Source organism: Streptococcus suis, assembly GCF_002964045.1.
GTDB lineage: Bacteria > Bacillota > Bacilli > Lactobacillales > Streptococcaceae > Streptococcus > Streptococcus suis_U.
The window spans coordinates 39461-62189 of the sequence record NZ_POPB01000322.1 but is presented as its reverse complement, the minus strand read 5'-3'; the positions used below and the strand labels follow the sequence as shown (position 1 = coordinate 62189).

The following is a 22729-nucleotide window of genomic DNA, read 5'->3' as shown; positions in this document are numbered from 1 at the left end:
TAAATTCTTGAAAAAATCGTTATGTCTTTGATATAATTTAATATACTGCTTACTTCTACAAAGAAGTGAAAGACACATCAGCTGCTGAGAAAGGCACTGTTGTAGAAGGCACAACTCAAGTAACTTACGTTTACCAAAAAGTTACAACTCCAGCTCCAAATCCAAACGGTAGCGTTGTTGTGAACTACGTAAATACGAATGGTGAAACCATCGCAACTTCAGTAAATGATACAACGGATGCAGCAGTAGATACCGCTTATGATATAACTGATTACAAACCAGCGTTTATCAATCATAATGGCGTAACATATTACTATAAAGAAGCGAAGGCTGGTGACAATGAGACTGGTAAAGTTAAAGAAGGAACAATAGAAGTGACCTACATCTACGAGCCAGCAGGTTCAGTAACTGTTAACTATGTAACTACTGACGGTACAGTGATCAAGACTCCAGTTAAGGATGAAGAAAACGCAGAGCCAGGTAAGACATACTCAACAGAAGACAACAAGCCAACTACCATCACAACTGAAGATGGTAAGACCTACAAACTTGTTCCAAGCTTAACTACTGGTGAAGAAACTGGAACAGTCACTTCAGGTGAAGATAAACAAATTACCTATGTCTACGAAGAGATTACAGGTGATGTAGTTGTTAACTATATTGATACAGAAGGTAATGTTATCAAGGCGCCTGTGACAGATACTTCGGTTACATCAACTGGTACTGACTATGATACAAGAGATAATAAACCGACAACTATTACAACAGATGACGGTTCAGTCTACGAACTCGTTCCTGTATTGACCAAAGGTGCTGAGTCAGGTAAGGTAGTCGCTGGTACGACTCAAGTAACTTATGTTTATCGTAAAGTTTCAAGCCCAACTCCAGTTGTTCAAACAGGTAATGTAGTGGTAGAATACTATAACACTGCAGGTGAAAAGATTGCCGAAGATGTTGTAGATACTCCAGAAACCGCGACTGGAACGGCTTATAGTACAGTTGAGTTCAAACCATCAACCATCACTAAGGATGGTGTGAAATACTTCTACAAGGAAGTGAAAGATACTTCTGCAGCGGAAACTAGTACAGTTGTTGAAGGAACGACAACAGTTCAGTATGTCTACGAACCAGCAGGTTCAGTAACAGTTAATTATGTAACAACTGACGGTACAGTCATCAAGACTCCTGTCAAGGATGAAGAAAATGCTGAACCAGGTAAGACATACTCAACTGAAGATCAAAAACCAACAGTTATCACAACCGAAGATGGTAAGACATATCAGATCGTTCCAAAATTGACTACAGGTGAAGAAAATGGAACCATCACTTCTGGAGAAGATAAACAAGTTACCTATGTTTATGAAGAAGTTACCGGTGATGTTGTTGTTAACTATATCGATACAGAAGGCAATGTTATCAAGGCTCCTGTGACAGATACCGACTTGACATCAACAGGTACAGCTTACGATACAACAGATAACAAGCCAACAATCATCACCACAGAGGACGGTTCTGTTTATGAATTAGTTCCTGTATTGACTAAGGGTGAGGAGTCAGGCAAAGTAGTCGCTGGTACGACTCAAGTAACTTATGTCTATCGTAAAGTTTCAAGCCCAACTCCAGTTGTTCAAACAGGTAATGTAGTGGTTGAATACTATAACACTGCAGGTGAAAAGATTGCAGAAGATGTTGTAGATACTCCAGAAACTACGACTGGTACTGTGTATGAAACTCTCGATCATAAGCCGACAACGATCACTAAAGATGGTGTGACTTACTTCTACAAAGAAGTGAAAGACACATCAGCTACGGAGAAAGGTACAGTTGTTGAAGGTACTACAACAGTTCAGTATGTTTACGAACCAGCAGGATCTGTAACAGTCAATTATGTAACAACTGACGGTACAGTACTCAAGACTCCTGTCAAGGACGAAGTGAATGCCGAACCAGGTAAGACATATTCTACTGAAGAACAAAAAACAGCAGTTATTACAACTGAAGATGGTAAAACTTACCAAATCGTTCCAAAATTAACTACTGGGGAAGAAAACGGAACCATCACTTCAGGAGAAGATAAGCAAGTTACTTATGTTTATGAAGAAGTTACTGGTGATGTAGTTGTCAACTATATTGATACTGATGGAAATGTAATCAAAGCACCTGTGACTGATACACCAGTTTCATCAACAGGTACAGTTTACGATACAACAGATAACAAACCGACAACAATTACCACAGAGGACGGTTCTGTTTACGAACTCCTTCCAGTATTGACCAAAGGTGAAGAGTCAGGTAAAGTTGTAGCAGGTACAACTCAGGTAACATACGTATATCGTAAGGTTTCAAGTCCAACCCCATCTATTAAACAAGGTACAGTTGTTGTTCACTATGTCACAGAAGACGGAACAGTCATTGCAACCCCAGTAACTGATACTCCATCTTCAGATGTAGGTACAGCCTACGATACAACAGATAACAAGCCAACTACGATTACGACCGCAGATGGTACAACTTACGAACTTATTCGTACAGACGGTACAGAAACTGGTACAGTTGTAGAAGGTGAAACAGTTGTAACTTATGTTTACCGCAAGGTTGAAACACCTTCTAAGAAAGTTGTAACAAATCACGTTGACGAAAACGGTAACCCAATCGCACCGCAAGAAGAGGGTACAACACCTAACAAGTCAATCCCAGGCTATGAATTCGTTCGTACCGTGACAGACTCAGATGGTAACACAACGCATATCTATCGCAAGGTTGAGACGCCTGCTAAGAAAGTTGTAACCAACCACGTAGATGAAAATGGTACTCCGATTGCACCGCAAGAGGACGGCACAACACCAAGTAAGTCTATCGAAGGATACGAGTTTGTTAAGACCGTGACAGACTCAGATGGCAACACCACGCACATCTACCGCAAGGTTGAGACGCCTGCTAAGAAAGTTGTAACCAACCACGTAGATGAAAGTGGCACTCCAATTGCACCGCAAGAGGACGGCACAACACCAAGCAAGTCTATCGCAGGCTACGAATTCGTTCGTACCGTGACAGACTCAGATGGCAACACCACGCATGTTTACCGCAAGGTTGAGACCCCAACCCCAGTTCAACCTAAACCTGCTGAGCCAACTACTCCTGTAAAACCGACTCCGGTTCAGCCAAGTGTACCAGGTAATAACAAGCAAGATATTCCAACGACTCCAACTCAGGATATACCGAAGTCTGTAACGGAAGTACCTTCTGAGCAACAACATACTAGTGCGAAATCACAAGTTGGATCTGGGCAACTACCAAATACGGGCGAAGATGCATCTACTGCAGCAGGAGCAATTGGAGCAGCAATGTTACTAGGTACATTTGCTATTACAGCAAAACGCCGTCGCAAAAATGATTAAATCAATTGTCCAAAATTCATTCGAAATACAGTTAGTCTGATGAATTGAAAAACAAGTTATTTTGAGTGGAAAAGACGATTTGTCATTCTTCAAGGTTGTTAATTTGTATTGCCAAATTGCAAAAATAATGCAATACTTAAGAAATGGGAGTGGGAAAGAACTCGACCAGTCTTAAAAGAGTTCGTCTTCCCACCCCCGCACAGTTGATTAGGTCAGATTTGGAGTGTGAAACGCGAACAAATCTGCCAATCAACCACTGCGCTGAGATGTTGACAAGAACTATGAAAAGTGAGGTTGGTCTTTTTGTCCAGCCTCATTTTTAAATGTATAATATCTTTATCAAAATACTTTCCATATTTTATAATGTGTGCTATAATTGATTAGTCAGACTATGTTAAAGTTTATCTTTACAAAAATTTAACGATAGTCAATTCATTTGGATAGGAGTTATTTGTGAAAAAGAAATCATTATTATTTCTTTCTTTGTGTGCCTGGACACTTCAGAGTCATTTGGTTCATGCGAATACTGTTTTGGAAGCAACAGATCAGGTTTCACAAGGCACAGAAATAGAAAGTCAATCAACAAATTCAAGCAATACGACTGCAAACTCATCTAGCACTACAGGAACGAGTTCAACTTCAGTAGACACTGCAACAAAACCTGTTGTAACTGAAGTTAGCTCAGAAAGTGATGCAGCAGTTTCAAGTACACAATCTGTACCAAGCACTTCAACGCAGGTTCCGGCTAATACCACCCAAGCTACGGCGACAACAGTAGCGCCTGCTGTTGCAAGCACTACAACATCAACTACGACAAGTACATCAACTTCTGCAGCAGGTACAACTCAATTGAGAAGTGTACAGCCTACTACAGCTTCAAGTCAGTCAAGTAGTTCAACTACTCCATCAACATCAACAGCTACTACAAATGCCACAACTTCGGCAGTATCAGCGAGATCTGCAGTTCCATCAACAGAGACGGCTACAACAACATCAACTGCTACAGTATCTACACCAAACCATGTAGCGGTGTCTAATGTTGATTCTCAAAAAGGTACCTATGATGTACGAGTAACAAACGTTTCTTCTGCCAAAGAAATCAAGACAGTATTCGTGCCGACCTGGTCTGAAGTTAATGGTCAAGACGATATTTTATGGTATGAAGCAAAGCGTCAATTAGATGGAAGCTACAAATTAACTGTAAATAAAGCACAGCACAAGAACACAACTGGTAAATATCATTCACATGTTTATTATTTAACAAAAGACGGTGCCTTGACAGGTATTGGTACGACTTCGGCGACATTACAGGAACCAAAACCAACAGGAACAGTATCGGTTGCGAATGTAAACACTCAAGCTGGTACTTACGATGTTGTTATTAAAAATGTATATTCACCAACAGCTTTAGATAAAGTATATGTCCCAACCTGGACTGAAAATAAAGGTCAAGATGATATCATTTGGCATGTAGCAAGTCGTCAAGCCGATGGAAGTTATAAATATACTGTTAAAAAGTCAGAACATAAAAATGAGACAGGAAATTATATTTCCCATGTTTATTATCGCGGAAAAGATGGGAAGCAAACCTATATTGGAGCAACAGTAGCAAATCTAGCTACGACGAATTCAGGGTCAACTACTTCAAATAAACTCTCAGGAACGATTTCTATTTCCAATATCAATGCAGAGAATGGTTCGTTTGTAGTCAAGGTTACAAATGTGTCATCTCCGAATGGTGTGAAATCTGTCTTAGTTTCAACATGGACTGAAAATAAGAGTGTTGATGATATTGTCTTCCATGAAGCGGTTCGCCAAGCTGATGGAAGTTATGAAGCAATCATCAAAAAATCAGAGCATAAAAATGAGACAGGAAAATATATTACAACAGTTTATTACATAGGAAACAATGGGAATCGTACTTTTGTCGGAACTAAAACAGCGACCTTACCAGCTGCACAAACAGTTTCTACGACACCTGAAAAAGCTAGCGGTAAGATAACAGTTTCCAATATCAATGCTTCAGCAGGTACCTATGATGTAGTGATTTCAGAAGTGAAATCACCAGTCGCACTAGATAAAGTTCTCGTGCCAACCTGGACCTCAAACAAAGGCCAAGATGATATTATTTGGCATGAAGCTAGTCGTCAATCAGACGGTAGCTACAAGTACACAGTTAAAAAGTCAGAGCATAAAAATGAGACAGGAAATTATATTTCCCATGTTTACTATCAAGGTAAAGATGGCAAACGTACCTATATCGGTGCAACGACAGCGACTGTACCAGTAGCTCCAACACCTGAAAAAGCCAGCGGTAAGATAACAGTTTCCAATATCAATGCTTCAGCAGGTACCTATGATGTAGTGATTTCAGAGGTGAAATCACCAGTCGCACTAGATAAAGTTCTCGTACCAACCTGGACCTCAAACAAAGGTCAAGATGATATTATTTGGCATGAAGCTAGTCGTCAATCTGACGGTAGCTACAAGTACACAGTTAAAAAGTCAGAGCATAAAAATGAGACAGGAAGTTACATTTCCCATGTTTACTATCAAGGTAAAGATGGCAAACGTACCTATATCGGTGCAACGACAGCGACTGTACCAGTAGCTCCAACACCTGAAAAAGCCAGCGGTAAGATAACAGTTTCCAATATCAATGCTTCAGCAGGTACCTATGATGTAGTGATTTCAGAGGTGAAATCATCAGTCGCACTAGATAAAGTTCTCGTGCCAACCTGGACCTCAAACAAAGGTCAAGATGATATTATTTGGCATGAAGCTAGTCGTCAATCTGACGGTAGCTACAAGTACACAGTTAAAAAGTCAGAGCATAAAAATGAGACAGGAAGTTACATTTCCCATGTTTACTATCAAGGTAAAGATGGCAAACGTACCTATATCGGTGCAACGACAGCGACTGTACCAGTAGCTCCAACTCAACCTACGACTTCAAACAAGCTTTCTGGAACAATCTCAGTTTCAAATGTAAATGCTGAAGAAGGTTCATTTGTAGTTAAAATTACAAATGTATCGTCACCAAACGGTGTCAAATCTGTCATTGTACCAACCTGGACTGAAAATAAGAGTGTAGATGATATCGTGTTCTATGAAGCGGTCCGTCAGTCAGATGGTAGTTATGAAGCTCTTGTTAAGAAGTCTGAGCATAAAAATGAAACCGGGAAGTATATTACAACTGTTTATTACCAAGGAAACAATGGAAGTCGTACCTTTGTTGGAACAACAACAGTAACACTACCAGCTTCACAAACTGTAGAAAAAACACCTGAAACTGCAAGTGCTAAGGTGACTGTTGCAAACATTAATTCAAATACTGGTACGTATGATGTCATTATTTCAGAAGTAAAATCGCCAGTAACGATTGATAAAGTGTTAGTACCAACTTGGACTGAGAATAAAAATCAAGATGATATCATTTGGCATGAAGCCAGTCGTCAATCAGATGGTACTTACAAATATACAGTTAAAAAATTCGAACATAACAACGAAACTGGTAAATATATCTCTCACGTATATTACCGTGGCACGGATGGAAGCATGACAGGAGTTGGAGCAGTCACTGCTGAACTACAGGCTCCTGCTACACCAGCGAAAGCATCAGGAACTATCACTGTTACAAATGTTAATTCACAAAGAGGTTCATTTGATGTTGTTATTAAAGATGTCATCTCACCTGTAGCTTTGGATAAAGTTTTAGTTCCAACTTGGACTGATAAAAATGACCAAGATGACATTATTTGGCATGAAGCGACGCGTCAATCAGATGGAAGTTATCGTCTGACAGTTTTAAGTTCTCAGCATAAGAATGAGTCTGGAAATTACACTTCACACGTTTATTACCGTGGAACAGATGGCAGTATGGCAATGGTTGGAGCTGCGCATGCTAACTTACCAGCCGGCACATATTCACAACGCTCACCGCAACGCTCATTTACTGTTTATATTGATCCAGGTCATGGTGGTGCAGACTCAGGCGCTTCTTATGGAGGTGTTCATGAAAAAACTCTTGCAATGAACGTAGCCAATAAATTGAAAGCCAACTTGCTCGCACTTGGTATCAATGTGTTAATGACACGGACAGCTGATTACAATGTTGATTTTGTTACAGAACGTTCACGTATGGCAAATAGCAGTAATGCTGACTTGTTTATCAGTCTTCATTTCAACGCAACTGGTGCTGGTACAACTAGAGCTAAAGGAATTGAGACTTACTGGTATCAAAGTAATCCATCATACCCATCAAAAATTAACCAAGCTTATCACAATGATCCAACTCGACTTGCTGAGAGTCAAACATTGGCAAACCAAGTTCAAGCAAGCTTGATTAAGGAAACTGGAGCCTATAACCGTGGTGTTAAACGTGAGACATTTGCAGTTCTTCGTGAAACGAAAATTCCTGCAGTCCTAGTTGAGATGGGCTTTATGGATAATCCTTCAGAATTGCAAGTGATTAAACAAGATTCTTATCAAACAAAACTCGCAAAAGCTTTAGCACAAGGTATTGCGAATTGGTATGGTATTGTTGGGGGAAAGTAAGCACTGGTGGAGTGACGGCTATAAGTAGTACTTCGACACAGTCTAGCCAAGTGCAAATGACTGATGCTCAGCGTCGCTTCATCAATACTCTAGCACCAGCAGCTCAAGTAGTTGCCAAATCATCAGGAATTTTACCAAGTGTAATGGTTGCTCAAGCTATTTTAGAAAGTGGTTGGGGTAATTCAACTTTGGCAAAACAAGCCAATAATTACTTTGGTATTAAAGCTGATGCCAGCTGGAAAGGGAAAACTATTACCCTACCTACTACAGAAGTTCGAAATGGCGTTCCTAGAACAGAGAATGCAGTGTTTAGAGCCTATGACTCTGCAACGGCAAGTCTATTAGATTATAGTAAATTCTTTACATCTACACCATGGAGAACGCAGAATTATTCACAATTTAGACAGGCACGCAATTATTCAGATGCAGTAGCCGCACTACAGAAGTCTGGATATGCGACGGATCCAAATTATGGAAATAAATTAAAATCACTGATTGAGAAATATCGACTTCAACAGTATGATTAGTTGTGGTATAATATGATATTCTGATTTTGGAGAGGACAAGGATTTGTCCTCTCTTTTTTGGTCCAACGGATGCCCAATCGTGTAAGGGTTACAGGAATTTCATGAATTTCAGTAGAAATTATGGTATAATTATCTGATTACTATTTTTTTGAGATATTTTTATGAAACACATTTTTATCATCGGTAGCCGTGGCTTACCTGCTCAGTACGGAGGTTTTGAAACCTTTGTCGAGCAACTGGTTTCCAACCAAGTAAGCCCCACTATTCGCTACCATGTGGCCTGTCTATCGGACAGCAGTCACCACCAACATACAGATTATAAAGGGGCTGATTGCTTTACTATCAATCCCCCAAAACTTGGTCCAGCCCGTGTCATTGCCTATGACATGATGGCCATTTCCTATGCCCTTGACTTGGTGAAAGCTCAAGAGATGGAGAAACCTATTTTCTATATTTTGGGAAATACCATAGGTGGTTTCATAGCTCCCTTTGCTAAGAAGATTCACTCTGTAGGCGGGACCTTGTTTGTCAATCCTGATGGTTTAGAATGGAAACGGACAAAGTGGTCCAAACCAGTCCAGTCTTATCTAAAATATGCAGAAAAAGCCATGGCAAAACATGCAGACTTATTGATTGCAGATAATGAAGGTATTGAAAACTACATTCAAGAAGCCTATCCAGGAACTCATACACGATTTATCGCCTATGGTACAGATTTAAGTCCGACTGACTATCAGTCTGATAGCGAGGCCGTATTGAATTTTTTTGGTCAATGGAATGTGAAGGAAAAGGAATACTATTTAATTATCGGTCGCTTCGTGCCTGAGAACAATTATTTAACAGCTATTAAAGAATTCATGGCCAGTGATACCAAAAGAGACTTGGTTATCGTTGCGAACTATGAGGGCTCTGCATATTTTCAAAAACTAGAAGAGGAGACAGATTTTTCTAGAGATAAGCGGATTAAATTTGTCGGCACAGTTTACGATACCAATTTACTCAAATATCTCCGTAATCAATGCCGTGCCTATATTCATGGACATGAAGTAGGGGGCACCAACCCTAGTCTACTTGAAGCTCTAGCACAGACAAATGAAAACTTAGTTCTAGGTGTTGATTTTAACCAAAAAGTAGCTCTGGACGGAGCACGCTACTGGACAAAAGAGCCAGGCAATCTCAGTCAACTAATCAATCGCATTGATCAAGAAGCTGAGGCTTTTGACATGGGTCAGAGAGCGAAAAATCATATGAAAAATGCCTATACTTGGGATAAAATTGTCCGAGAATATGAGGAATTATTTTTACAATGAAAGTAAATATTTTGATGTCGACCTATAATGGTCAACAGTTTTTGAGAGAGCAAATTCGTTCGATTCAAGAACAAACATTTACAGACTGGACCTTGTTGATTCGTGATGATGGTTCTTCTGATAAAACACGTGAAATCATCGAAGAACTTGAAAAAGAAGACAGCCGTATTCGTTTTATCGAAAAGGACAGTCATAAAAATCTTGGAGTCATTAAGAGCTTTCATCGCCTCCTTCACTATGAGAAGGCAGACTTTTATTTCTTTAGTGATCAGGATGACGTCTGGTTACCAGATAAGTTGGAAGTTAGTTTACAAACTGCTCAGACTTACTCTGTTGATCAACCCTTGATGGTTTATATGGATTTGAAAGTGGTCAATGAAGAGTTAGAAGTGATGGTAGAGAGTATGATTCGTTCTCAGTCCCATCATGCCAATACACAGCTTGTTCAAGAATTGACTGAAAATACAGTGACAGGCGGCGTTGCCATGATCAACCACTCGCTTTCTACTTTGTGGTCCGGAACGGAAGACATCCTCATGCATGATTGGTACCTAGCCTTGCTAGCTTCTGCATTTGGAAAGCTAGTCTATATCGATCAGGCTGGAGAACTCTATCGACAACATTCTGACAATGTATTGGGAGCTAGGACCCTCTCCAAACGCTTCAAGAAATGGATTCGTCCGCATATTCTATTTAAGGTGTATTGGGAATTGATAAAAAATAGCCAAAAACAAGCATCTTATCTCTTAGAAATGCCTCTGAAAGATGCAGATAGAGACTTGGTTCAGGCCTTTGTATCTATCATGGATAAGCCATTTCTAGAACGCTTCAAAACGTTGAGAAAATATGGTTTGAGAAAAAACAAGGCTTTCCATACACTTGTATTTTCAACACTGATTGTGACAAAATTTGCATATATTAAGGAGTAATAATGGATTTATTTTCCACAAAAAATCGAATTCTTTTAAGGGAATTGATTAAAACTGATTTTAAATTGAGATACCAAGGTTCGGTCATCGGCTATCTTTGGTCAATTTTGAAACCTCTAATGCTGTTTGCGATTATGTATGTCGTTTTCATTCATTTCTTACGCTTGGGAGGGGATGTACCACACTTTCCAGTAGCGCTTTTGCTGGGAAATGTCATTTGGTCATTCTTTTCAGAAGCAACCAATATGGGGATGGTTTCCATCGTGACACGAGGCGACTTGTTGAGAAAATTAAACTTTTCTAAGGAAATTATTGTTTTGTCGGCTGTATTTGGAGCAGCTATTAACTTTTCAATCAATTTAGTCGTTGTACTTATCTTTTCATTATTTAACGGTGTTCAGTTCACTTGGACCGTTATCATGGCAATCCCATTATTTCTGGAGTTGTTCTTATTAGCAACAGGAATTGCATTTATTCTTTCAACTTTATTTGTAAGATTCCGTGATTTGTCACAAATCTGGGAAGTTGTGATGCAGGCAGGAATGTATGCGACACCAATCATTTATTCCTTGTCATTTGTGATGAATCAAAGTGTAGTAGCTGCCAAATTAATCATGTTAAACCCAATGGCACAAATCATTCAGGATATGCGTTATTTTGTGATTGATAAAGCAAATCTACCTGTATGGCAAGTTATCAACAACAAGGCCATTGTATTGATTCCATATTTGATCCCAATTATTGTTTTTGTGATTGGAGTTCGAGTATTTAATAAACATTCTAAGAAATTTGCGGAGATTCTCTAATGACAGAAAAGAATATTGCAGTAAAAGTCGATCACGTCAGCAAGTTTTTTAAATTACCAACCGAAGCTACTCAAAGCTTGCGTACGACAATGGTGAATCGATTCAGAGGGATTAAAGGCTATAAGGAACAACATGTTCTTAAAGATATTTCCTTTGAAGTTGAAAAGGGTGACTTTTTTGGAATTCTTGGTCGAAATGGTTCAGGAAAGTCAACTTTATTGAAAATTATTTCTCAAATTTATGTCCCTGAAAAAGGTTCTGTGACAGTTGATGGAAAACTTGTTTCCTTTATAGAGCTTGGAGTTGGTTTTAATCCCGAATTAACTGGTCGTGAAAACGTCTATTTGAATGGGGCCTTACTTGGTTTTTCTAGGGAAGAAATCGATGCTATGTATGATGATATTGTTGATTTTGCTGAGTTGCGCGAATTTATGAACCAGAAACTCAAAAACTATTCAAGTGGTATGCAAGTACGTTTGGCCTTCTCAGTTGCCATAAAGGCTCAAGGTGATGTTTTGATTTTGGACGAAGTCTTGGCAGTTGGTGATGAGGCCTTCCAACGCAAGTGTAATGACTACTTCCAAGAGCGGAAGAAAAGCGGAAAAACAACCATTCTTGTAACCCATGATATGGGAGCAGTTAAGAAGTATTGCAACAAGGCGGTATTGATTGAAAATGGCTTAGTTAAAGCCCTGGGAGACCCAAGCGATGTAGCTAATCAGTACAGTTTAGACAATACTGTGGTCCAAGCTCAACCAAAGGTTGATGAAAAGCAAGAAGAAATAGTTGAAGAAGTTAAAATTGAAGATGAGAAACCGACTGTATTAGTTGATAATTTGCAAGTTAAACTACTATCGCCTCAACGTGTTTCACAAGACCAACAAGTTGAATTTGAAATTTCTTATGATGTATTGGAAGAGATTGAAACGCATGCAGTATTCTGTATGACGGATATTGATCGTAACATTTGGATTTATAACGATAATAGCTATGATTTTCCAACAAATACAAAAGGACACAAAATCTTACGCTATTCTTGTAGCTTAGCAGCAATTAATGATGTCAAATTGAAATTACAAGTTACGATATTAGGAAAAAATCGTGAAATGTTGGCATTTGCGACTTCTGAACATGCTCCAATGATATTTGTGACAAGGACAGACATTACAAATGATGACTTTTCAGCAAATGACTCAGCTGCAGGATTAGTAAAACGAAATGGTAATTGGAACATAATTGAGTAGAAGGAGAAGTTATGTCAAATCCTCTTGTATCAATAGTGTGTACGGTTTTTAATAAGGAGCCTTGGCTACGAGAATCGATTGAAAGTTTTCTAGCTCAACAGACAGAATTTCCGTATGAAATCTTATTAATAGATGACTGCTCAACAGACGGTTCAGCTAAAATTATTCGTGAATATGTTGAACGATACCCAGAACGCATTCGAGCATTTTATAATCAAGAAAATATTGGCATTGCAAAAACTTGGGTAGCAATTTGTAGAGAAGTAAATTCACAATATATTGCACGATGTGACGGTGATGATTTTTGGATTGACAAAGAAAAACTTCAGAAACAGGTTCAACTGTTACAATTACATCCAACATCAAAATGGAATTGTACAGATATTGATTATGTAGATGAACAAGGTGTTATTTTTGCAAATGCTGTTTTTGAATCAAAAATTGTACCAAAGGCACATAATTTTGAAACAATGCTTACAACCAGAGGATTTACTGCTCCATCTACGTGGTTGGTTGATACTAATCTGATGAAAGAAGTAAATGAGAGTATTGATACTTCAACATCTGATGATACCTTTGATATACAATTGGAATTGTTTCAAAGAACAGACTTATCCTACCTACCAGAGGCTTGCGTAGCCTATCGTGTTAACCACGGTTCCGATTCTCGTCCAAAAGATTTCTCAAAGATAGAATACCGTTTTAATCGCTTATTAGAGACTCAAAAAGACTATGTAGTTAAGTATCCAACAAGTGATTATCGGAAGATGTTGGACATTCTATTAGATCGCAATAACCGATATGAGTTGGAATTAACGAAGAAAGAAGGCGGCTTAGGGCAGATTGGACTCGAGAAAACGACCATATATTTTGCGGATGAAAACAATCAATTTAGGCAAGATAAAATCTTTCAAATTCCATTTTCTAAAAAAGAGTCAATTGAGATTCAATTACCAGAAAATTGCGGAAGAATTCGTGTTGATTTGAGTGAAAACCCTAGTTTTTTTTCAAGTGTAAAATTAATCAGTTCAAAATATCAAACTGAAATTATTCCATCTTTTTCAAATGGTATTTCACTTGGTCATTCATTTATTTTCCAAAATACAGATCCACAGATTATCTATGATATTCCAGAATTTTTTGGTAAAAACCTCATTTTGGAGTATGAAATGTTTGAAATTGATGATATTTATTCAGAAGACTTTGGTATGAAAGTATTAGGTCGAGAAGTTTTGGATTTGAAACAAAAACAAGCTCGTGCAGAGAGTTTAGAAATTGAAAATAATCAATTGAAAAGAATAATAGAGAATCAACAAAAGGACCTTATTTCTATTACAAACCAATACAACAGCGTTATTAGTTCCAGAAGATGGACTATTCCCACTAAAATAATAAATTTCTTTAGGAGAAACAAATGAAGCGTTTGCTTTTATATGTTCATTTTAATAAATATAATGAATTTAGTTCGCATGTTCATTATCAATTGACCAAAATGCGACCACTTTTTTCGAAAGTTATATTTATTTCTAATAGCCAGTTTCCAGCTAACAAGATTGAACTTTTAAAAAATGAATCACTTATTGATGAGTTTATTCAACGTCAAAATTCAGGTTATGATTTTTCAGCTTGGCGAGATGCTATGACTCATGTCGGATTTGAAAATTTATCAGATTATGATTCAGTTACCTTGATGAATGATACATGCTTTGGACCACTATGGGAAATGGCACCTATCTATGAAAGATTTGAATCTGATGGAACTATTGACTTCTGGGGAATGACAAATAATAGAGAAACAGCTAAGTCGCTAACTTCTCAAGGATTTCGCGAGCATTTACAGAGTTATTATTTATCATTTAAAAATTCAGCTATAACTCATCCAGCATTTAAAACATTTTGGCAGGGGATTACTGAAAAAACAGATGTTCAAGAGGTAATTGACCAATATGAGACAAAAATAACTACAAGTTTACTAGATGCTGGATTGTCATATGGTGTTGTTTTTGACACCACAAATGAAGATATTTCGGGAATGCTACATCCAGATTTTTCCTATTATAATCCAACAGCAATCATTGAAAAACGTGTCCCTTTCCTAAAAGTGAAAGCACTAGAGGGGAATCAATTGTATGCTCCATTTTTCTTGAAAGAGCTAGCGAAACACTCTGACTATCCGCAAAATCTTATGATTAACCACATGTCTAAAATGTTTGATCCGACAGCAGATTATCTTTTAGCTCAAAAATATCACACATCTAGCCAAGTTAATCCTAAATTTATGGATAAAAAAATTGCGATCCACTTGCATACTTTTTATGTTGATCTCTTAGAAGAATTTTTAGAAAGTTTTTCAAAGTTTCAATTTTCATATGACCTATTTCTGACTACAGATACGGAGACGAAAAAAACTGAGATTCAGGAAATTTTAGATAAACGCCAAGTTAAAGCTGAAATTGTTTTGACTGGTAATATTGGACGCGATGTCCTTCCTATGTTCAAATTAAAAGAACACCTCGAACAGTATGATTATATTGGACACTTTCACACCAAAAAATCAAAGGAAGCAGATTATTGGGCTGGTCAGAGTTGGCGTACAGAACTAATTGACATGTTAGTCGAACCATCTGCAGCAATTTTGTCAAGTTTTGCAGAAGATGAAGATTTAGGACTGATGATTGCGGATATTCCATCTTATTTCCGATTTGTTCGCATGGATCCATGGACGGAACTAGGTATGGTTCCATATATGGAGCAAATGTGGAAGGATATGGGGATGACCAAAGAGATGATTTTCAAGGATAGTGACGTATTTGTCATGTCATATGGAACATTTATTTGGTTCAAATATGATGCTTTGAAACCTTTATTTGAGCTTAATATTGATGATAAAGATGTACCAAAAGAACCATTGCCACAGAATACGATTTTGCACGCAATTGAGCGTATGGTTGTCTATGTTGCTTGGGCACAAGGTTATGACTTTAGAATTCGTCAAAATCCTAATGCCATCCCTGCTTATGTAGATAATCGCGTTCTCAATAAGAGACAATTAGAGCAATTCAGTCCATACGCTTACATAGATTTTACTTATTTTGGTGGCATTTCTGGTGCAATCAAATACCTTCGAAAAGCTATTGTTAACACTACAAAGTACATCTTGAAGCGAGGTGTAGAAAAGATAAAATCATGATTGAACGATTAAAGCAAATTAATATTGATGCCAATTTACATTATTTAGTCCTGTTTTTAGTTACATTTTGTTTGAATTATTTTATTACAAATGTTCAATTGTTATCAGGAGTGAGTCTTAATAGCGAATTTCAAAGTTTACAAACGTTTCTATTTTTTCTTAGTATATTTTCGGTTGTAATACTATCATTCTATATATATCGGGATTTAAATAAGTTATATTTACAGAAGTTGAGGATTTCTTATTTTATATATTTGTTAATTTCCTATCTTTTGTTGATTACTAGAAATCTCAATAATGAAAATTTTAAACCTTACGATATTATAGGGAATCAATTTTTTGAAATTCAAGGTTTATGTATTGTAGCTATCATTTTGTTAATGGGATACAGCATTCAAAAATTATCTAATAAGTATCCGATTATCAGAAGGCTTGATAGTTCATTACAAGAGTATCAAGGTAAAGATTATAGTTTAGCTTTACTGATGACGATATTAACTATATCAGACAGTAAAATAATAGCAATATTAAATGAGTCTTTACAGGGCATTGTTGAAACGCAAAATTTTTATTCATATGTATCTTATCTTAGTTCAAGGTTATTTATTTTCACAATGTTTGTAACGATAGTAACGATAACTGGACTTAAAAGTATAATCGATATTACAAATAATAAATCAAGTTTTTCTTTGGCTTTTTCAACCAGTCTTATATTGTCTCTTGTTTTCAATTACTTTTTTCAACTTGGAGTTCGAGGAGACAGTGAATTACTTGGTCATTATATTTTTCCTGGAGCCACACTATATCAATTATTATTTTTAACGGTTGTGAACCTTGTACTTTATCTACTTATTAATAGATATGTGGTAACAACTGTTCTCTTGATAATGTTAGGTACTTTCATTACAATAATTAATAATATTAAAGTTAGTATGCGAAGTGAACCTCTACTAGTTACAGATTTAATTTGGTTAAAAGAATTAAATACTGTAACAAGCTTTGTTTCTCAATTTTATGTCTTCCTTGCAATTTTGATTATTGGTTTGGGAATTTTCTTAATAATTTATTTGAACAAGAGAATTTTTGTAGGGCAGATAATCAAATTTTGGAAAGTACGCTTCAGTATGCTTGGGGTAGTATTTTTGATGAGTACTTTTGTTTTACAAGTTTTTACCAACGAAGAAAATGCAAGAGTGGTGAGTGGAATTCCGATACTATCTCGAGTAAATAATTGGTATGATATTACTTGGTTTGGTTTTGAAGCAAATGCAAGATACAAGTCCCTAAGTTATGTATGGACAAAACAACTAACCAAACCAATAATGGTTAAACCTAAAAACTATAGTAAAAAAGCTATTGAAGAACTAATTGATAAGTATTCTAAACGTGCTGAAGAGATTAATAAAGCAAGAAAAAATCAAATTGCAGATCAAACTATTATTTATGTTCTAAGTGAGAGTTTTTCAGACCCAGAGCGTGTAGATGGAGTTTCGATTAATAAGGATATTTTGGAAAATATTAAGAAAATTAAGTCAGGTACCTCCAGTGGCTTGATGCGTTCAGATGGATATGGTGGTGGAACCGCAAATATGGAGTTTCAAGCATTGACTGGATTACCATACTATAATTATTCTTCAACAGTTTCTGTAATTTATACAGAAGTAGTACCTAAAATGTCTATATTTCCTTCAATTAGTGAGCAATTTGAAAGTGAAAATAGAATTGTAATGCATCCGTCAGGTGCGAACAACTATAGTAGAAAAACTATCTATGAGGATTTGGGTTTTAGTAAACTAATTTTTAATACTGATAGTAACGAAAAGTTTTCAAATCCTGAAAAAACTGGCGTCAGCATTAGTGATGAAACTGTTTATAGAAACATATTAGAGAATATAAATGAGCAAGAAAGTCAATTTTTCTCTGTAATAACCATGCAAAATCATAGTCCATGGTCTGTTGGGCAACCAAGTGACATTGTTGCTAGCGGAACAAATTTTTCTGACCAACAAAATGGTGCATTAACAGAATATTCTCGTTTATTAAGTTATACAGATGCGGCAACTGAAAAGTTTTTAAAAGAGTTATCTAAGGTCAAAAAAGATATTACTGTGGTCTTTTATGGTGATCATCTTCCTGGCTTATATCCAGATAAAGCATTTGAAGACAATCCAGAAAGTCAGTATCAAACAGATTATTTTATTTGGAGTAATCATACATCTAAAAAACAGAATTATCCATTGGTGAATTCAAGTGACTTCATTGCAGAACTTTTTGCCCACACTGATTCAAAAGTTTCACCTTACTATGCGCTTCTTACAGATATTTTAATTCAAGCAAGTATTGACAAAGAGGAATTTACTGAGGAACAACAGCAGATAGCTGATGATTTAAAATTATTACAATATGATATAACAATTGGTAAAGGTTATATAAAATCATCGCCAGAATTTTTTGAGATTGAGAAATAGAAGGAGTTCTAATGTCGAGATTATTAAAAATAGGGAATGCTATTTTTTCAGTTATTATGCTATTTTGGGTATATTCTACCCTGATGTTTTTCTTTCAATATTTAAATTTTGATTTAACTAATTTAAATACAGGTTCAGCTACAATTCTTATATTTCTTACTGTAAGTTTTCTAGCTGTGTTCTTGTTTAGAAGTAGTTTTCATAAACTTTTCAAAAGAATATTTACTTATCTTTTAGCTAAAAAGTGGATTGTATTAGCTGGTTTAGTATCATTTCAGTTATTTATAATCTTTACTAGCCTTAGACTTGCATCGGCAGATACTACGATAGTTTATAATCTTGCTGTTGATCCTAATTTTGCAGCGCAAAGTGATTATATTGCTATCTATCCAAATAATTTTTTATTTTTGATCTGGTATAAGCTGAACCATCTAATTTTTAAAGATAGTATGCTTTTTGCACTTGCAGTTTGGAATATTGTATTTATTGATTTAGCCATCTGGATTACATATAGAACAACAAAAAAATTAGGTAGTCAACTTTGGGCTGATATTCAATTTGTTCTTATGGTTTTGATTATTGGTTGTTCACCTCAATATATTTATACATACTCAGACCCAGTAGCTTTATTTCTTGTTAGTTGCCTAATCGCTTCAATTAGTCAAAGTTTGCAAAAAAACAATTGGATAAGTTCAATTGTTTCAGGATTTCTTGTAGCCATAGCGTATGGTGTTAGACCTCCGGTCATGATTTTTATCATTGCTGGTTTGATTGTGCTTCTATATAAATTCTTTGAGACTAAAAAAATAAAAAAAATTACGATAAAAAGTCTTATATTTATTGCCATTGGTTTTACAATTTTTAACACAAGTAGTAATATTTTACTTAAAAATCAGTCGTTTGTTCGTTATGAACCAGACTATAGTCGCACTCTTCTTCACTATGTCAATTTAGGGTTAACATACTCAGGAAATCAACATAGTGATATTTCACCAGAAGCAATGTCGGCAACTGGTGAAAATAGAAACAAAGAGGCATTAAAAGAGATAAATATGCGTTTAGATAATTATCAATACAATAGTTTTGTCGGCCATCTCTTTTTTAAATTTTATTGGATTACTAATGAAGGGATGTTTGGATGGTTACAGGAGCAAGTTTTATCTGAGGAAAGTCCAATTATTGTTCCATGGCTTGAAAAAATTCAACAGACAAATTTAGCATCAAAAGTTAGACAGTTTATCTATGTTTCAGGTTCATCATATAGTCATTATGCTAGAATCTTGCAGATTATTTGGATCATTATCATTTTTGGGTTGGCAGTATATTCATGGAAATACTTTTCATTAAATAATAATTATTTACTTTGGATGCAGATAACTATTTTTGGTGGTTTACTTTTCCTCATGATTTTTGAAGGAGGAAGAACTCGCTATCTTATACAATTTTTGCCTGCAATTACATCAGTATCATCTGCAGGGTTGATGAAATATTTTTCTAGAAAATCATAGGAGTTTATATTTATGGAGGCACCAATTTTATATATGGTAATCCCTTGTTATAATGAAGAAGAAGTTTTACCGATTACGTCTGTGGAGTTTCGTCAAAAATTACTTAATCTAATTAGTCAATCTAAAATATCATCTGTAAGTAAGATTATGCTAGTGGATGATGGTAGTAAAGATCGAACATGGGAAATAATATCAGAATTATGTCAAGAATTTCCAGAATTTATTGGTATTCGTCAGAGTCGTAACCGAGGTCACCAAAATGCAGTTTATGCTGGCTTGATGGAGAGTAAAGATCATGCTGATATTACAATATCTATTGATTGTGATGGACAGGATGATATAAATGCAATGGATGAAATGATTCAAGAGTATATGAATGGTTCAGAAATTGTCTATGGTGTAAGAAATAATCGTGATACAGATACATTTTTCAAAAAGACAACAGCTCAATCATTTTATAAGTTAATGGATTGGATGGGAGTAGAATCTGTTTATAATCATGCAGATTATCGCTTGGTATCTTCCAAAGTTCTACAATCCTTTGCTAGTTTTAATGAGGTCAATCTCTTTTTGAGAGGGATGTTTCCATTGGTTGGTTTTAAAAGTACGTCTGTTTACTATAAACGGTATGAACGTATTGCAGGAGAGAGTAAATATCCGCTTAGTAAGATGTTAAATCTAGCTTTTGATGGTATTACTAGTCTTAGTGTGAAACCTATCCGATTAGTTACTACCCTAGGTTTATTGATGTCTACGATTAGTTTTTTGATAATTGTTTGGATTTTTATCAGTTATTTTACTGGTGATACAGTTTCAGGTTGGGCATCAAACGCAACTCTCCTAAGTCTATTTGCTGGTGTTCAGTTAATTAGCTTAGGTATTATTGGAGAGTATATTGGGAAAATCTATTTAGAGGTGAAAAATCGTCCAAAATATATTATTAGCGAACGTGTAGGTCAAATTAAAGATAATAAAAACTGAAACGTGATATGATTTATTAATTCTTTAACTAGATTTATTTTCGAGCTTAATATTTTCTGTAATAATTTAGCTTATACCGATGATTATAGGAATTATTTTGAAATATATTTCAATGATTTTCTTGAAACAAAGAAAAGACCGATTTATATTATCAAAGAATCCAAATAGTGTATTAATTTTTAGGGAACGGTTTTCGTTCCCTTTTTGTCATTTGTATCTTATTGGAAAATTTTTGTCAGTCATGCTATAATATAACTAGAAAATCCGAATAAATAGATAGAGACTTTTCTCAATTCTATTTATCGGAGGAAAAATTTGACAAGATTTCGACATAGCATCAATCCTATGATTGACATCGTGGCAAAAAAGATATTTAACGACCACGAGATTACTATTGATTTCATTCACACATTTCTCGGTTTTCGTCCCAAGTCTGTTCAGATTTTGAACGGTACCATCGCCGATTTGAAGAAAGAGCGGGAGGGCTACTTCAGCACTACGGTGGATGTTTTGGCTAGGCTGGACGATGATACTCAGGTTATCATTGAAATTCAGGTGGTCCATCAGCACGGTTTTCTTAAACGGCTCTGGACCTATTCATGTCAGCATTTGGTCAAGGATTTGCCGAATGTTCGTGATAAGGTTGAGCTGACACATGACATGTATGATAAGATTTCGCCTATTTATGCTATCGCCTTGGTTGCCACGCAGTATTTCGATGACAAATATCCCATACATTCCTTTGTCTTGACGGCTGAGGAAAATGGACAGGTGTTGGAAATTCCCTTTGGCGAGCAAGGAGAGATGAAGAAACCATTTGAAATGGTCATTATCGAGTTGAATAAGCTGAGCGAGGGGAACATAGGTACGAACCAACGCTTATGGATGGAGTTTTTTGCCAATCGAGAGTTTAGTCAGCAACAAACAGAAGCCATCAGTAGGGCCGAACACCTGCTAGATAGAAATACATGGACAGAGGAGGAAAGGAAAATGATTGATCAACTAGCATACAGTGCTGCAAACCATTTTGGAGAATTGGAGACTTCTTTCATATTAGGTAGAAAGCGCGGTCAGGAAGAGGGTAGAGCAGAAGGTCTGCTGGATGGTCAGCTGAAGATTGCTCGACAGATGTTAGCAAAGAATTTCACAGATGACCTGATAAAAGAATTGACAGGACTTAGCCAAAAAGATTTGGATGGATTGAAAGCTGGAAATCTGGATTCGCAAGGGGAGAGTATATGATTGATCAACTAGCATACAGTGCTGCGAATCATTTTGGAGAATTGGAAACATCTTTCATACTAGGTAGAAAGCGCGGTCAGGAAGAAGGCAAAGCAGTAGGTAGAGCAGAAGGTCTGCTGGATGGTCAGCTGAAGATTGCTCGACAGATGTTAGCAAAGAATTTCACAGATGACCTGATAAAAGAATTGACAGGACTTAGCCAAAAGGATTTGGATGGGTTGAAAGCTGAAAAACTGGATTCGCAAGGTGAGAGTATATGATTGATCAACTAGCATACAGTGCTGCAAACCATTTTGGAGAATTGGAGACTTCTTTCATATTAGGTAGAAAGCGCGGTCAGGAAGAAGGCAAAGCAGTAGGTAGAGCAGAAGGTCTGCTGGATGGTCAGCTGAAGATTGCACGACAGATGTTTTTAGAGGGCTTTGATTTGGAGACAATAGTGAGACTGACAGGTTTGAGCGAAGAGGATTTGAAAGCTATGAAAGCGGATTTTGAATAAATGATTATTTTTTATTATTTGTCTGAAGTTTAGCTTTAATAAAGAGTAGAGTTGAAATTGTAAGAAAATA

The 22729-nt window shown here is 36.4% G+C and carries 15 protein-coding genes; all 15 read left to right on the top strand.

Annotated elements, in window-relative coordinates; translation table 11 throughout:
• The first annotated feature begins 65 nt into the window (after window positions 1–65).
• The 15 genes from C1E99_RS06150 (at window position 66) to C1E99_RS06080 (ending at window position 22659) form a co-directional block, all read left to right on the top strand.
• Complete coding sequence (locus C1E99_RS06150) at window positions 66–3398, top strand: MucBP domain-containing protein (protein WP_105206968.1); 3333 nt, start codon at window positions 66–68, stop codon at window positions 3396–3398.
• A gap of 453 nt (window positions 3399–3851) precedes the next feature.
• Window positions 3852–7955: a GBS Bsp-like repeat-containing protein gene (locus tag C1E99_RS06145; protein WP_105206967.1), complete on the top strand. Its 4104-nt coding sequence runs from the start codon at window positions 3852–3854 to the stop codon at window positions 7953–7955.
• A gap of 11 nt (window positions 7956–7966) precedes the next feature.
• On the top strand, window positions 7967–8482 hold the full coding sequence (locus C1E99_RS06140; protein ID WP_238146213.1) for a glycoside hydrolase family 73 protein: 516 nt from the start codon (window positions 7967–7969) through the stop codon (window positions 8480–8482).
• Between the two features lie 161 nt (window positions 8483–8643).
• A complete protein-coding gene (gene cps2T / locus C1E99_RS06135) occupies window positions 8644–9792 on the top strand; it encodes a beta 1-4 rhamnosyltransferase Cps2T (protein ID WP_105206965.1) in 1149 nt (382 codons plus the stop codon).
• The gene (locus C1E99_RS06130; protein ID WP_105206964.1) at window positions 9789–10721 is read left to right on the top strand and encodes a glycosyltransferase family 2 protein; all 933 of its coding nucleotides are present in this window, start codon (window positions 9789–9791) and stop codon (window positions 10719–10721) included. Before cps2T ends, C1E99_RS06130 begins: the two co-directional genes overlap by 4 nt.
• A gap of 2 nt (window positions 10722–10723) precedes the next feature.
• A complete protein-coding gene (locus C1E99_RS06125) occupies window positions 10724–11527 on the top strand; it encodes an ABC transporter permease (RefSeq protein WP_161943240.1) in 804 nt (267 codons plus the stop codon).
• On the top strand, window positions 11527–12771 hold the full coding sequence (locus C1E99_RS06120; RefSeq protein ID WP_105206963.1) for an ABC transporter ATP-binding protein: 1245 nt from the start codon (window positions 11527–11529) through the stop codon (window positions 12769–12771). The genes C1E99_RS06125 and C1E99_RS06120 overlap by 1 nt, the downstream gene beginning before the upstream one ends.
• Window positions 12772–12782: 11 nt before the next feature.
• Window positions 12783–14189 carry a glycosyltransferase gene (locus C1E99_RS06115; protein ID WP_105206962.1) on the top strand — a complete coding sequence of 469 codons (1407 nt, stop codon included), beginning with the start codon at window positions 12783–12785 and terminating at the stop codon, window positions 14187–14189.
• The gene (locus tag C1E99_RS06110) at window positions 14186–15961 is read left to right on the top strand and encodes a rhamnan synthesis F family protein (protein ID WP_105206961.1); all 1776 of its coding nucleotides are present in this window, start codon (window positions 14186–14188) and stop codon (window positions 15959–15961) included. Before C1E99_RS06115 ends, C1E99_RS06110 begins: the two co-directional genes overlap by 4 nt.
• The gene (locus C1E99_RS06105; protein ID WP_105206960.1) at window positions 15958–18429 is read left to right on the top strand and encodes an LTA synthase family protein; all 2472 of its coding nucleotides are present in this window, start codon (window positions 15958–15960) and stop codon (window positions 18427–18429) included. The genes C1E99_RS06110 and C1E99_RS06105 overlap by 4 nt, the downstream gene beginning before the upstream one ends.
• An 11-nt stretch (window positions 18430–18440) precedes the next feature.
• Complete coding sequence (locus C1E99_RS06100; RefSeq protein WP_105206959.1) at window positions 18441–19937, top strand: hypothetical protein; 1497 nt, start codon at window positions 18441–18443, stop codon at window positions 19935–19937.
• Between the two features lie 12 nt (window positions 19938–19949).
• Window positions 19950–20918 (top strand): glycosyltransferase family 2 protein, encoded by a 969-nt coding sequence (locus tag C1E99_RS06095; RefSeq protein ID WP_202863391.1) that lies wholly within the window; start codon window positions 19950–19952, stop codon window positions 20916–20918.
• 315 nt (window positions 20919–21233) lie between these two features.
• On the top strand, window positions 21234–22160 hold the full coding sequence (locus C1E99_RS06090; RefSeq protein WP_153060166.1) for an Rpn family recombination-promoting nuclease/putative transposase: 927 nt from the start codon (window positions 21234–21236) through the stop codon (window positions 22158–22160).
• Entirely contained in the window at window positions 22157–22420 is a 264-nt protein-coding gene (locus C1E99_RS06085; RefSeq protein ID WP_105206957.1) for a hypothetical protein, read from the top strand. Before C1E99_RS06090 ends, C1E99_RS06085 begins: the two co-directional genes overlap by 4 nt.
• Window positions 22417–22659 carry a hypothetical protein gene (locus tag C1E99_RS06080; protein WP_105206956.1) on the top strand — a complete coding sequence of 81 codons (243 nt, stop codon included), beginning with the start codon at window positions 22417–22419 and terminating at the stop codon, window positions 22657–22659. Before C1E99_RS06085 ends, C1E99_RS06080 begins: the two co-directional genes overlap by 4 nt.
• Window positions 22660–22729: the final 70 nt, after the last annotated feature.